11 protein-coding genes are annotated in these 12,619 nt (G+C 62.0%); 5 read left to right on the top strand and 6 right to left on the bottom strand.

Features of this window, described 5'->3' with window-relative positions:
- Positions 1–61: 61 nt before the first annotated feature.
- Positions 62–526, bottom strand: a complete 465-nt coding sequence (locus CRO48_RS24525) for a hypothetical protein (RefSeq protein WP_097142395.1) — start codon at positions 524–526, stop codon at positions 62–64.
- 452 nt (positions 527–978) lie between these two features.
- Positions 979–1,752 carry a DeoR/GlpR family DNA-binding transcription regulator gene (locus tag CRO48_RS24520; RefSeq protein WP_097142394.1) on the bottom strand — a complete coding sequence of 258 codons (774 nt, stop codon included), beginning with the start codon at positions 1,750–1,752 and terminating at the stop codon, positions 979–981.
- A gap of 620 nt (positions 1,753–2,372) precedes the next feature.
- Between CRO48_RS24520 and CRO48_RS24515 the strand changes: the two genes are divergently transcribed.
- From CRO48_RS24515 to dctP, 3 genes are read left to right on the top strand one after another with little or no spacing between them, the layout of a single operon-like run.
- On the top strand, positions 2,373–2,930 hold the full coding sequence (locus tag CRO48_RS24515; protein WP_245423651.1) for a TRAP transporter small permease subunit: 558 nt from the start codon (positions 2,373–2,375) through the stop codon (positions 2,928–2,930).
- Positions 2,927–4,264, top strand: a complete 1,338-nt coding sequence (locus CRO48_RS24510; RefSeq protein ID WP_097142392.1) for a TRAP transporter large permease — start codon at positions 2,927–2,929, stop codon at positions 4,262–4,264. The genes CRO48_RS24515 and CRO48_RS24510 overlap by 4 nt, the downstream gene beginning before the upstream one ends.
- 46 nt (positions 4,265–4,310) lie before the next feature.
- Positions 4,311–5,405, top strand: coding sequence for a TRAP transporter substrate-binding protein DctP (dctP, locus tag CRO48_RS24505; RefSeq protein WP_097142391.1), 1,095 nt, complete (start codon positions 4,311–4,313; stop codon positions 5,403–5,405).
- Between the two features lie 183 nt (positions 5,406–5,588).
- Here the strand turns inward: dctP and CRO48_RS24500 are convergent, their stop codons facing one another.
- From CRO48_RS24500 to CRO48_RS24485, 4 genes are read right to left on the bottom strand one after another with little or no spacing between them, the layout of a single operon-like run.
- A complete protein-coding gene (locus tag CRO48_RS24500) occupies positions 5,589–6,512 on the bottom strand; it encodes an ABC transporter permease (RefSeq protein ID WP_097142390.1) in 924 nt (307 codons plus the stop codon).
- Positions 6,513–6,530: 18 nt separating this feature from the next.
- Positions 6,531–7,586 carry an ABC transporter permease gene (locus CRO48_RS24495; protein ID WP_097142389.1) on the bottom strand — a complete coding sequence of 352 codons (1,056 nt, stop codon included), beginning with the start codon at positions 7,584–7,586 and terminating at the stop codon, positions 6,531–6,533.
- Positions 7,579–9,132, bottom strand: coding sequence for an ABC transporter ATP-binding protein (locus CRO48_RS24490; protein WP_097142388.1), 1,554 nt, complete (start codon positions 9,130–9,132; stop codon positions 7,579–7,581). The genes CRO48_RS24495 and CRO48_RS24490 overlap by 8 nt, the downstream gene beginning before the upstream one ends.
- The gene (locus tag CRO48_RS24485) at positions 9,129–10,244 is read right to left on the bottom strand and encodes a BMP family ABC transporter substrate-binding protein (protein ID WP_176526874.1); all 1,116 of its coding nucleotides are present in this window, start codon (positions 10,242–10,244) and stop codon (positions 9,129–9,131) included. The genes CRO48_RS24490 and CRO48_RS24485 overlap by 4 nt, the downstream gene beginning before the upstream one ends.
- A 216-nt stretch (positions 10,245–10,460) precedes the next feature.
- Here CRO48_RS24485 and CRO48_RS24480 point away from each other — a divergent pair, with 216 nt between their 5' ends.
- Both CRO48_RS24480 and CRO48_RS24475 read left to right on the top strand, forming a co-directional pair.
- On the top strand, positions 10,461–11,420 hold the full coding sequence (locus tag CRO48_RS24480; protein WP_097142387.1) for a LysR family transcriptional regulator: 960 nt from the start codon (positions 10,461–10,463) through the stop codon (positions 11,418–11,420).
- A complete protein-coding gene (locus CRO48_RS24475; protein WP_245423650.1) occupies positions 11,417–12,472 on the top strand; it encodes an isopenicillin N synthase family dioxygenase in 1,056 nt (351 codons plus the stop codon). The genes CRO48_RS24480 and CRO48_RS24475 overlap by 4 nt, the downstream gene beginning before the upstream one ends.
- Positions 12,473–12,619: the final 147 nt, after the last annotated feature.

Raw genomic sequence — 12,619 nt, 5'->3', positions numbered from 1 at the left:
AGTGCGCAAAACAACCGCCAATCCGAAGCCGCAGCGCGCAAGTCCGGAGCAAGATGACGCGTCAGGCGGCGGGCGGCTCCCAGTTCAAATAGAAGCCGATATCACCAGGCACGCCGCCGGGGAAGTTGATCACCATAGCCTTCAGCCGGTATCCCTGCGGTTGCGCCACTTCCTTGAAGCGATCATAGAGTTCCTTGGCCTTGCCTTGAAGGGTCTGCGGCCAATCAGGGTCTGCGCTGTTGATGGCGCGGCCGCTGTCGCTGCAGAAATCGGATGGAAACGTGTAGATTAGAGCCTCCATCTTACCATCCTTCACCGCGCGCGCCACCACGTTGCGGATCAGGGTCTGCTCCTGGGCTCCGACATGCTTGTTGAAGAAATCATCGGTGAACTTCGCCAGTTCCTCCCGCTTGCGTTCTCTCAGCTTGTCTTCTTTTTCCATCTCGGCAATTTGCGCTTCGAGCATCTGCCTGCGCAGCTCGTCGGCGCTGAGGACGGTATTGCTCGGATTCGGCTTGTCGGTCATTGGGGTTCTCCACAGCCAGACACCGGGAAAAGCTACGCCTCCGCCTGCATCGATCGCAGTATCATACGGGAGACTATGGGTAATATACCGATCCGCACCGGTGTCCGCCAGCTAGCCGGTCGCTAGCCGATCAGATTCTACGGCGCAACTGACCTGCATGCGTCGGGCGAGGACCGGCCGCCAGGGGAACGCACCTTCCATATCACGTCCGAGTGATGCGTGCAGTTCTCGATCGACAGCGCCGCGGGTGTGCGATAGACGCGGCTCGGTCCCACGTGCGGCGGACCCACGAAAAGCCTCCCAAGGCGACCGCGACAGCCGGCCATGACGGGTTACGAGGCCCATCCGGCCGGCTGTCATGGCAGGAGACGTGGCCGTGTCGATGCGGTCGACGGCGGGAAGAACGGCAGCGGTAGACATGCCCGGCAGGCCGATACAGGTCCCTGCCGGCCTCAGTCGGCGACGATCAGTTCGACTGAAGCCGCAGCGAGCGCGTTCACCATGGCCGCTGACGGCCGAACATTCGTGACCAGCGTATCGATTGCGGAAAGCGGCGCCACCTCGAAGACGGCGCGACGATCGAATTTGCTGTGATCTGCCAGCACCGTGATCCGATCGGCCCGCTCAATCATGGCCTTGGCGATTTCCGCTTCCTGCACGTCAAAATCCATGATCGACGTTGCATCGATGGCGCCGATCGTCAGAACGACATGACGGGCACGAAACTTGGCGATCTGCTCCAGCGCCAACGCACCGAGGCTTTCGCCCGCATCCGCACCATAGGCGCCACCGATGAGAAAAACCTTATGGCTGGCGTTGTCCGCGACCGTGGCGGCAATGCGCGGAGAATTGGTAATGACGACCAGCCCCTGAAGCTTGGCGAGCGCCTGCGCCATCGCAATCGTGGTGCTGCCCGTATCGATGAAAAGAGAATCGTCGCGTGCAAAAAGGCGGCTCGCTGCCTTGCCGATCCTGTTCTTCGCTTCGGCGTTTTCCGCCATTCGATGGGCGAACGGACCTTCTTTCTCGATCGTCGTCCCAGACCGGGTGACCGACCGGGCGCCACCATGAAACTTCCGTAGCTTACCCATTGCGTCGAGCCGCGACAGATCACGGCGGATGGTTTCACGCGATACGCCGAGCCGCTCGGCAAACTCTTCGACCGCCATCTCGCCTGAATGCTCAAGGAGGCGTCCAATTTCCTCGTAGCGCTGTGATGGTTGCAAAGTGTCCCCCACGTCGAAGCCCGCCCTCGGTCGTTTGCGCCGTCTAGCACCGCGTTTGCGGCGGGCTTATGGCAAGAAGCCGGCCGTCATTCAAGCGCCGTGTCGACCGGGAAAAGTTGCTGCGGCACCTTCCCGCACGCGATTCCCCAAGCACACTCGCTTGTATCCCACAACACCCGTTCGGTCAATTTTTCGAGCGGAATATGACTGAAACAACAGCGTCCATCACCTGAACTTAGCCGAATGGGCAATAAATATCAAAAATTGGACTTTTCTTCTCCGCCGAACCGGCTAGAGTGCAAGGGTGCAGTGGAAAAAAAGACACGCATAGCTGACCAAATGCAGCCGTTGGGGAACGCAATGATTCAGATCCGGTTATCGTCTTTCTCGCCTTAGCGCCGTTTGCGCGCCAGGGGCGAACGGAGGGTGGACGCACTCCTTCCCGGGCGCCGCTCGCGCCGTACCGAACTTAATCGCTGGAATGACCGATCGGTCCGCCGATGTTTCATCGGAAGGCCGAACTCGTGGCTTTGCGCCCGCTTGTACCTTCTTGGAAAAATAGGGGTGCCGCGAAGATCATCGCGGTCCCGCTGCCAGAAAACGACCGGCATAAGGAGCGAATGCGTGAATTCGAAAGACGCAGGATTGAGGGTGGGGGGCTGCCGATGCATGGCCTGATCGCCAGTTATGTGCGGATGACGGACAGGATTTCCGACTATGTCGGCTATCTGGCCGCTTCGCTGATCTTCGTAATGGGCGGCGCGTTGATTTTCGACGCCATCACCCGAAACCTGATCAAGATGCCTGTGCACTGGGCGGTTGAACTTACCCAGTTCATTCTGGCGGCCTACTATTTCATGGGTGGCCCGATCACGATCAAGAACAATGCGCACGTCCGGATGGACCTCTGGTACTCGACGCTTTCGACACGCACCAAGGCCCGCATCGATCTCGCAACGATCGGCTGCATGCTCTTCTACCTCGTCGTGCTGCTTATCGGCAGCATCTCCAGCCTGATCTATGCGATCGAGACGAATGAGAAGCGGTTCTCCATCTGGAACCCGTCGGTCATTCCGATCAAGTCGCTGCTGGTGGTCTGCCTTATCCTGATGCTGATGCAGTCTGTTGCCGAAGTTTTCAAGCATATCGAGACGCTGCGCGAAAAGGAGCTCGCATGAGCTATGAAATGATCGCGCTCTTGATGTTCGCGTCAATGATGTTGCTGCTGGCAACCGGGCAGCGCGTGTTTGCTGCCATCGGTTTCGTCGCCTCGGCGGCTGCCCTTCTGCTTTATGGGCCTGGTGCCATCGAACTGCCGTTCAACCAGGTCTTCAAGCTCTTCAACTGGTACGCCATGCTGACGCTGCCCATGTTCATCTACATGGGCTATATCCTGGCCGAGGCAGGCATCGCCGAAGATCTCTACAAGATGCTCCACGTGTGGTTCGGCCGGTTCACCGGAGGTCTCGCCGTCGGCACGATCTTTCTTATGGTCATCATCTCGGCCATGAACGGCCTTTCGGTCGCCGGCATGGCGATCGGCGCCACCATCGCACTGCCGGAAATGATCCGCCGTGGTTACGACAAGGTGCTGATCTCGGGCGTGGTACAGGGCGGCTCGTCGCTCGGCATTCTCATTCCACCGTCGGTCGTGCTCGTGCTCTACGGCATGATTGCCCGCCAGCCGGTCTCCAAGCTCTGGTTCGCAGGCGTCATCCCCGGTCTTCTGATGGCGACACTCTTCATCATTTACATCGTCATCCGCGCACGGCTGAACCCGAAGCTCGCCCCGACCGTGAGCGACGAGGAACTGAACATGCCCTTCCGCGAAAAGCTTGCCTTGGCGCGCGCGGGCATCATTCCCTTCGCCATCTTCTTCTTCATGACCGGTCTGTTTGTCTTCGGCTACACCAGCCTCGTCGAAAGCTCGGCCGTCGGCGCGACGGCTGCGACAATCGCCGCGATCGCAAAAGGGCGCTTCGACTGGAAACTCATTCGCAACACTTCAATGCAGACGCTCAGTGTCTCGTGCATGTTCATGTGGCTCATCCTGGCAGCGCTCGCATTCGGCGCCGTGTTCGATGGGCTCGGAGCAGTGAAAGCGGTTGAGAATCTCTTTATCCGCCAATGGGATCTCTCGCCGTGGACCGTCATCATCATGATGCAGCTCAGCTTCATAGTCATGGGCATGTTCCTTGACGATACGGCCATGCTGGTCATCGTCGCCCCGCTCTATATCCCGCTGGTGAAGGTGCTCGACCTCGGCTTCGACAACCAGCTCATCTGGTACGGCGTTCTCTACACCATCACCTGCCAGATCGCCTACATCACCCCGCCGTTTGGCTACAACCTCTTCCTGATGCGCTCGCTGGCGCCGAAGGAAATCACGCTGATCGACATCTACCGCTCGATCTGGCCGTTCGCAACCATCATGGCGCTAACCATCGCACTGGTGATGATCTTCCCCGAGCTCGCGCTCTGGCTTCCCGAACACATGAATGTCAAGGGTTGATCCATCCGGGATCAGCCGCCCGTTTCAACCTCAGAGGAGAACAAGAATGACAAAAGAAAAGGCCGATCAAAGCCCGTCCGAAAAAATTCTTTCGACGCGCCGTCATTTCCTGACGAAATCGGGGCTCGGTGCCGGGGCGGTCGTGGCAGGCTCGACGCTTGCAGCACCTTATGTCAACGCCCAGAGTGGGCCGATCAAGTGGCGTCTGCAGACCTATTCCGGAGCGCCGCTTGGCGCGCATGTGATCAAGCCGCAGATCGAGGCCTTCAACAAGGCGGCGAACGGCGAGATGGAAATCGAGCTCTACTACGCCGATCAGCTCGTTCCGACCTCGGACCTTTTCCGCGCCCTGCAGAGCGGCACGATCGATGCGGTGCAGTCGGACGAGGCGACCATGGCTTCGCCCGTCGATATCGCCGTCTTCGGCGGCTACTTCCCCTTCGCAACCCGCTACAGCCTCGATGTACCGGCACTCTTCAAATACTACGGGCTGAAGGAGATCTGGGAGGAGGCCTATTCGGAAGTCGAGAACGTCACCTGGCTATCCACCGGCGCCTGGGATCCGCTGCACATCTTCACCGTCGACAAGCCGATCCGCAGCCTTGCCGACATGAATGGCCTGCGTGTGTTCGGCGTGCCGACCGCCGGCCGCTTCCTGTCGCGTTACGGCCTCGTCCCGGTAACCATCCCCTGGGACAACGTCGAAGTCGCCTTGCAGACGGGAGAGCTGGACGGTGTTGCCTGGTGCGGCTTTACCGAAGCCTATGAAGTGGGCTGGGCGGACGTCTGCAAGTACGCGCTGACGAACTCCGTCACCGGCGCCTGGTTCGGCAGCTATTTCGCCAACACTGCAAGCTGGCAGAAGGTGCCGCCGCACCTCCAGGAACTCTTCCGTATCACCATCGACCAGTCGCACTACTACCGCGACATCTGGTACTGGGGGGGCGAAGCGAAGCTGCGCGTCGAGGGAGAGAAGATGGAACTGACGGCGCTGCCGCCGGAAGAATGGGACCAGGTCGTCAAGGACAGCGAAGGCTTCTGGGACGAAGTGGCGTCCTCCAGCCCCCGCTCCGGCAAGGTCGTGGAAGCGTTCAAGAAATACGCCGCCGTCATGCAGAAGGCGGGTTACCCGTACCGCTAAGACCGGCGCAGTTCGGCCCGCCCCAACCGGCGGGCCGTTCGCGGACCTGGCAGCCGGAACGGAACCGACAACTGTTTCCGATGGCGCACCGCCCCCGCACAGAAAAACAATCGACCTCGTACGACCACGAATACGCGTCTGATAAAGAGGCGTGGCCACCACCGTTCGGGAAAATCCAGATCCCTAATGCTTGTCCTGTCGCAGATAGATCCGGCCGAGAAACGCGGGCTCGCCGGAACGTCGGCCACTGATCGAACCGATGACGAGCACGAGCAGGGTCAGCAGATAGGGCAGGGTCATCATCAGATAGACCGGAATGTCGGCGCCAACCGCCTGCAACCGGGGAACCAGTGCGTCGGCGCTGCCAAAGACGAGCGCTCCAACGAGGGCACGGGCCGGATTCCAGCGCGCGAAGATGACGAGCGCGACGGCCACCCATCCGCGCGAGGCAACCATGCCTTCCACCCATACGTGGCTTGTCGCCACCGAAAGGTAGGCTCCGGCGAGACCGCAAAGCAGGCCGGAGGCGAGCACCGCACCAAGTTGCACGATCTGCACATCGACGCCGGCGACATCGGCCGCGGCCGGATTCTCGCCGACGGCGCGCAGCCGCAGGCCGCTGCGACTGCGCATGAGCCACCACCACAGAAGGCCGACCATGACCGGCAGCGCCAGGGTGATCGGATCCTGAACCGCGACAATTCTTGCCACCGCAGTATCGCGCTCCAGGGCGAAGATATCGCCGAGATTGGGGATGCCGACGAAGGTCTTCTGGACATAGGATCGTCCGACGACGCCGGTAACCCCGAGGCCGATTGCAACGACCGCAAGGCCCGAGAGCGTCTGATCAGCGCGCAAGACGACCGTCGCCATACCGAAAAGGAATGCGAGCGCCATGGCCGAGGCGGCCCCCGCGACAAGTGCCGCCCAGGGATTGCCGCCGGAGAGAACGGCGATCGCCGCGCTCATCGCGCCGACCGCCATCAGCCCTTCCGCGCCGAGATTGAGGATGCCAGCACGTTCGCAGATGATCAGCCCGAGGCTCGCAAGCACCAGCGGCGTTGCATAATTCGGAATGATGGCGATCCAACCGATCAGAAAATCCATGGGATGCGAACCTTCCTGTCAGCTTGGCCGGTTGAGGGAATAGGTGCTGAAGAACTGCGCCATCAGGATCGAAATCAGCACGGTACCCTGCACCAGCACGATCATTCCTTCGGAAACGCCGTAGAACACCTTCAGCACGTTGCCGGCGGTAAAGACGGCCCCGAGCGCCAGCGCCACGACGACCACCCAGAACGGCTTGGCCCGGGCCAGATAGGCAATGACGATGGCGCTGAACAGGTAACCATTGCCGACGGCCTGGTTCAGCCGGTGCTCCGTGCCCGAGACGATGACCATGCCCGCCAGCCCGGACAACGCACCAGACAAAAGCACAAGCCCCGCAAGAGTGCGGCGCACCGGCAGGCCGGTAGCCAGCGCCGCCTGCCGGTTGAGACCCACCGCGTCGGCGTAGAAGCCGGCGCGCGTGCGCTCGAGCAGGAACCAGACAGCAAGGGCGATAAGGGCAGCAACGAACAATCCGGCATGGAGCTGTCCCCAGCCGAGCGCCGAGAAGCGGCTTGCCGGCGGAAATGCGGCGGTGACCGGAAAGCTGTTGGCCGGATCGCGCCATATGCCGAACAGCAGATGCTGCACAAGCAGAAACGCGACGCTTCCAAGCAGCAGCGAAGATATCACTTCGTTGACGCCCCATCTTTGTTTCAAAACGAGTGAGATGGCGATCCATCCCGAACCCGCCAGCGCCGCGAGCACGAAGGCAAGCGGCAGGCGCATGCTCTCCGGACCGATTTCATGCAGCGCGACCCATGTCGCCGCCACCGCGCCGAGCCAGAGCTGCCCCTCGACGCCGATGTTCCAGAAGCGGACCCGCGTTGCCACCGCCGAAGCCAGCCCTACGAGGATCAGCGGCAGCGCCGCCGTCACCGTTTGCGACAGACCGTCCGAGGTGAGGAAGGCGGCGACCAGGAATTCGTCGACGAGGGCGCTCGCGGGCACGCCCGCCTGTACCAGCAGCATCGCCGAAACCGCAAGACCGAATGCGAGGCCGCCCGTATAGGACAGCGCGCTCAGTAGTAATCCCGGCTGCTGCCGGCGTACGAGAAATGCTGCATCAAGCATGGCCGGCCAGAAGCGCTCCGATCCACTCCGGGGTGACGTCGTCCGCCGCGCGACAGCCGACGATCGTTCCCCTGTTCATAACGGCGACCCTATGCGAAAGCGAAAGAACTTCCTGCAGGTCTTCGCTGATCAAAAGGCAGGCTGCGCCGTTTTCGACTGCCTGCCGGATTGCCGTCCGGACGAAATGCGTGGCCTTCATATCGAGGCCGCGGGACGGCGAGTGGGCCACCAGAACCTTCATGCCCGGGTCAAGCTCCCGCGACAGCAACACCTTCTGCGCATTGCCCCCGGAAAGAAGGGCTGCGGAACGCTCCGGCGTCGCTCCACGGATATCGAAGGCATCGATCATCGTTTCCGCCCTCTTGCGCATCCTGTCGCGGCGCAGGTAGAGCGGCCCGCCAAAGGCTCCCTCGGAAACGCTGGTCAGCGCCATGTTATCGGCAATCGAAAGCTCCCGGATCATGCCGGTAGCAAAGCGGTCGGACGGGATGACCCGCAGACCTGCATGGCGGCGCTCCTGCGGCGTAGCAGTCAGGATATCCCGCCCACCGAGAATGATCTGGCCCGAGGCAGGCCGCTGAAGACCGCCGAGGCAGGCGACCAGCTCTTCCTGGCCGTTGCCGCCGACACCTGCGATACCCAGCACTTCCGCTTCGCGCAGGTCCAGATCCAGGGCGTGCAATCCCTGGCCGTGCGCCCGCGCCGGAAGCGACAGTGCCTTGATGCTCAGACGCACGGCGCCGTGCCGCGAAGCCGGCCTGCCGCCCGTTGCCAGCGTCTCGCCGACAATGAGCCTCGCCACTTCCTCTTCGGAAATTCCCTCGACCTGCGCGCCCGAAAGCACGGTCTTTCCATGTCGCATGATCGTGATGCGGTCGCAGAACGCAGCCACTTCGCGAAACTTGTGCGTGATCAGCACCACCGCGTTGCCCTGCCGCGCGAGCCGCCGTACGAAATCGAGCAGCGCCCTGGCTTCTTCATCCGTCAGCACTGCGGTCGGCTCGTCGAGAACCAGGATGCGCGCGCCGAGCAGCAGCACCTTGACGATTTCCGCCCGCTGCCTGTCGGCGATCGAAAGGTCGGCGATGACCCGGTGCGGATCGACGGGCAGGCCGATCTCGGCAGATTTTGCCATAACCAGTGCCGCCGCCTCGCTGACCGAACGGACCCGGCTTTTCTTGCCGAGGCCCAGCAGCACGTTCTCCGCAACGGTGAAGCTCTCTACCAGACGGAAGTGCTGGTGCACCATGCCCAGTCCGCCAGCTGTCGCCTCTGTGGGGTTGCGGGGGGCGATGGCCGCCCCGTTGATCGCCTGGTGGCCGGAATCGGCGGCATAGACACCCGTCGCCACGTTCATCAGCGTGGACTTGCCGGCGCCATTCTCGCCCACGATCGCGTGCACCTCGCCCCATTCCAGCGTGAAGGCGGCATCCTCGAGCGCCGGCTTGCCGTCGAAGGCCTTGCCGACGCCTTGCATGTCGAGGGCAGGGGGCGTGCCGGGCAGACTGCCCGCCCGGCCTGCAATCGCTTTTTGCGCAGCCGTCATTGCTTGGCCGGCATGGTGCCGGTGATGCCTTCGACGAAGTAGTCCATGGACCACAGCGCGGCATCGTCCAGCTTGCCGCCGGCCTCGACGACGACAGTGCCGTCCTGTTTCTTGAGAGGTCCCTGGAAAGGATCCAGCGTGCCTGCGATGATCGCCTGCCTGGCCGTCTCGATCTTTGCCTTGGTCTCCTCGGTGACGCTGGGGCCGAGCGGCGCGAGATCAACCACGCCCTTGTCGAGCCCCTCGAACGCCCCGAATTCCTCGGGCTTCCAGTTGCCGTCGATGATCTCCTTGATCGTCGGGACCAGATACTGCTCCCAGCGGAAGACGACCGAAGTCTGGATTGTCTTCGGCGCGGCATGCGACATGTCGAGCTGGAAACCGATCGCGGGAACGCCGGCCTTCTCGGCTGCGTCAAGCGCCGAGGTTGCGCTCAGATTGGTCGCGAGAACATCGGCCTTCTGGTCGAGTATGGCCTGCGCGACCTGTCCCTCCTTGACGGGATCCCACCAGGAATTGGTGAAAACGGCAACCGTTTCGATGGTCGGATCAACCGAGCGCGCGCCGAGCGCGAAACTGTTGATGTCCCAGTTCACGACGCCCACGGGGAAGCCGGCGAGAATGCCGATCTTCTTGGTCTTGGTCGCCTGGCCGGCAGCCACGCCCGCGAGATACCAGCCCTGGTAGGTGCGGGCGTAGAAGCTCTCCATGTTCGGGCCGTTTTCCGTGCCCGAGGCACTGAGGAAGGCGACGTTCGGATAGGCCTTCGCGGCCTCCGCCATCGGTGCGCTATAGCCGTAGGTCGTGCCGACGATGATGTTGAAGCCGCGCTTGACGTAGAGGTCGATGGCCGCGCGCAGCTTGGTCGCTTCTTCCGGAATGTTTTCCGTTACGGCGACGGGAACCTGCAACTGTTCCTCAACGGCCTTGCGGCCAGCCTCGAGCGCCTCGTTCCAGCCTCCGTCCTGCGCCGAGCTTGCGTAGATGAAGGCGACCTTCGGGGGGCCTTCGAGCGTGAAGGCATGGGCGCCCGTCGCCGCCGAGGCCAGAAGCGCGGCGGTGATCGCCACGAGACACTTGCGTCTCCGTTGCATGTTTGTGCTGGCAGTCATGTCACTGTTCCCTTGCTGTCGGTTCGGCCCGTCCTTCGGCGCATCGGAGGCACGCGAATGCATGCGCGCCGACCGGGCGGTCGCTGGCGTTCCCTGTTTTTGCAAAAGCGAATGAGCTCTTGTGCAGTGCATAAAAGCCGATTACGGTCGTTCATGCAATAAAAATAGTCATGCCCAAATTATGGTCATTTTGTTCAAGATTATGGACGATCCGACGTGAATATCGATGCGCTGGCGTCCTTCGTGAAAATTGCCGAACTGCGGTCGCTATCAGCCGCAGCGAAGCTTTATGGGCTGCCGAAATCGACGCTGAGCCTGCGCCTCAAGCAGTTGGAAGCCGATCTGAACGTAGCGCTTTTCGAGCGATCCGGCCGAAATCTGCTGCTGACGGAAGCAGGACAGACGCTACTGAAGCACGCCCGTCAGATTCTGCAGAACTGCGACGCCGCCCGTGCCGCAGTCTCCGAAGTGAGCGAGGACGTGGCGGGAACCCTGCGCATCGGCGCAACCGGCGAATTCGGCACCGCCTTCTACGCGCAGATGCTGATCGCCTTCCGCAGGCTTTACCCGAACGTCGAGATCGAACTGACCTTCTTCTCGCCGAACGTGCTCTATGCCGCTGAAAGCTTCGACACCCTGGATGCGGTGATCTCGTGGGACGAGGGCGATGGGGAGGGCGAGGCGCTTTCGACTGCGACCTTCGCGTTGTTTGCCAGCAGCAGCTACGTCGAACGTTTCGGCCAGCCGCAGCAGCCGGCTGACCTCGCCGATCATCAGGGCATCGTCTACCGGACCCCGGCCGGGCTGCAGCACTGGCGCCTGCAAAAAGGCGCTGCGCAGGAAAGCGTCCTGCCGCGCAGCAGCCTGATCGCCAACGACTACTGGACGGTGAAGTACTTCGCCGTCGCCGGCGAGGGTATAGCCTATCTGCCGCGCTTCTTCACCGCAATCGAGTGCGAGCGCGGCCATCTGGTGCCATTGCTCGACGACTGGGCATCGGCGGAGCGCCGCGTCAGCATCCGCCTGACGCGGCCGCATGCACCCTCGCGCAAGATGAGCGCATTCATGGATGTCTGCCGCCGCTATTTTTCACCCGGCTTCGTCTTTCAGGGGCCGCGCTATTACGTCGAGGCGATTTTCGACCCAACGCAACCAAAAGAGGGAAAAAGAACATGAAAGTAGTGGAAACCGGCAACGGCGCACGCGTGATGAAGAACGGCGGGCTCGACCCGCAGCGCGTCAGCTTCGACAAGATTCCCGTTATCGACCTGGAGCCGATGTTCAGCGGCGACGCGGGTGCCAAGGAGAAGCTGGCCGCGGACCTGCGCAAGGCCTGTACGGAAGTGGGCTTCCTTTACATCAAGAACCACCACTTCCCCGCTGACGTCCTGGCCGCCACTTTCGCTGCCGCCGAAGCCTATTTCGCGCTTCCGGACGAGGTGAAGATGAAGAACCACGTCTCGAAGTCGAAGAACAATCGCGGCTATGCGGCCATGCTCGAGGAGAACACGGATCCGACGGCGCGCGGCGACCTGCACGAGTCGTATGACATCGCCCTAGACGTGCCGGCTGACGATCCGGACGTTCTCGCCGGCAAGGTGCTCTACGGCCCCAACCAGTGGCCGGAAGACGCGCCCGCCCTGCGCGCCGCACTGGAAAGCTATCATGCCGAAATGCTGACACTGAGCGGCCATCTGCTGCATGCCTTTGCGCTGGCGCTCGGGCTGGACGAGGCCTATTTCGACCAGATGGTCGACAAGCCGCTGGCAACCCTTCGCGTCCTGCACTATCCGCCGCAGTTCGGCGAGATTGACGATCGCCAGATCGGCATCGGCGCGCATTCCGACTACGAATGCTTCACCATCCTGGCCCAGCAGGATGGCATTTCGGCGCTGCAGGTGCTGAACGCGTCCGGCGAATGGATTGCCGCAGATCCGGTTCCCGGCTGCTTTGTCGTCAATGTCGGCGACCAGATGGCGCGCTGGACGAACGATCTGTTTGCCTCGACCGTGCACCGCGCCATCAATCGCTCGGGGCGCGAACGCTACTCGATCCCGTTCTTCTTCGGCCCGAACTACGACACGCTCGTGGAAGCGCTCCCGAGCTGCGTCGACGAGGACCATCCGGCCAAGTATCCGCCGGTGACGTCTGGCGATTACATAAACGGTCGCTTCGCCGCCACCTTCGCGCACTATGCCGAGGCGCAGAAAAAGGAAGCCGGCGCCTGATCAACATGCAGACGCGGGTGTTGGCAAGGTCAGCCTTGCCAACACTGTCGGCCACGGGAAGGGCTGCTTTAAATCTTTGCTTTTGCGCATGTCTTGGCGCAAAGCGGCTGAGCATTTTTGCGCGACACGCTCCAGGCCCGTTTCGGA

Origin of the sequence: Rhizobium subbaraonis (assembly GCF_900220975.1) — a bacterium.
Taxonomy (GTDB): domain Bacteria; phylum Pseudomonadota; class Alphaproteobacteria; order Rhizobiales; family Rhizobiaceae; genus Mycoplana; species Mycoplana subbaraonis.
Note: the sequence above shows the minus strand (reverse complement) of the source record. Positions and strands in the feature narration are given on the sequence as shown.

What these genes read in the sequence shown, in the direction of transcription:
- CRO48_RS24500 (WP_097142390.1), bottom strand. Translation starts at nt 6,512, where the DNA reads ATGGATTTTCTGATCGGTTGGATCGCCATCATTCCGAATTATGCAACG.
- CRO48_RS24490 (WP_097142388.1), bottom strand. Translation starts at nt 9,132, where the DNA reads ATGACGGCTGCGCAAAAAGCGATTGCAGGCCGGGCGGGCAGTCTGCCC.
- CRO48_RS24510 (WP_097142392.1), top strand. Translation starts at nt 2,927, where the DNA reads ATGAGCTATGAAATGATCGCGCTCTTGATGTTCGCGTCAATGATGTTG.
- CRO48_RS24485 (WP_176526874.1), bottom strand. Translation starts at nt 10,244, where the DNA reads ATGACTGCCAGCACAAACATGCAACGGAGACGCAAGTGTCTCGTGGCG.
- CRO48_RS24525 (WP_097142395.1), bottom strand. Translation starts at nt 526, where the DNA reads ATGACCGACAAGCCGAATCCGAGCAATACCGTCCTCAGCGCCGACGAG.
- dctP (WP_097142391.1), top strand. Translation starts at nt 4,311, where the DNA reads ATGACAAAAGAAAAGGCCGATCAAAGCCCGTCCGAAAAAATTCTTTCG.
- CRO48_RS24495 (WP_097142389.1), bottom strand. Translation starts at nt 7,586, where the DNA reads ATGCTTGATGCAGCATTTCTCGTACGCCGGCAGCAGCCGGGATTACTA.
- CRO48_RS24475 (WP_245423650.1), top strand. Translation starts at nt 11,417, where the DNA reads ATGAAAGTAGTGGAAACCGGCAACGGCGCACGCGTGATGAAGAACGGC.
- CRO48_RS24515 (WP_245423651.1), top strand. Translation starts at nt 2,373, where the DNA reads ATGCGTGAATTCGAAAGACGCAGGATTGAGGGTGGGGGGCTGCCGATG.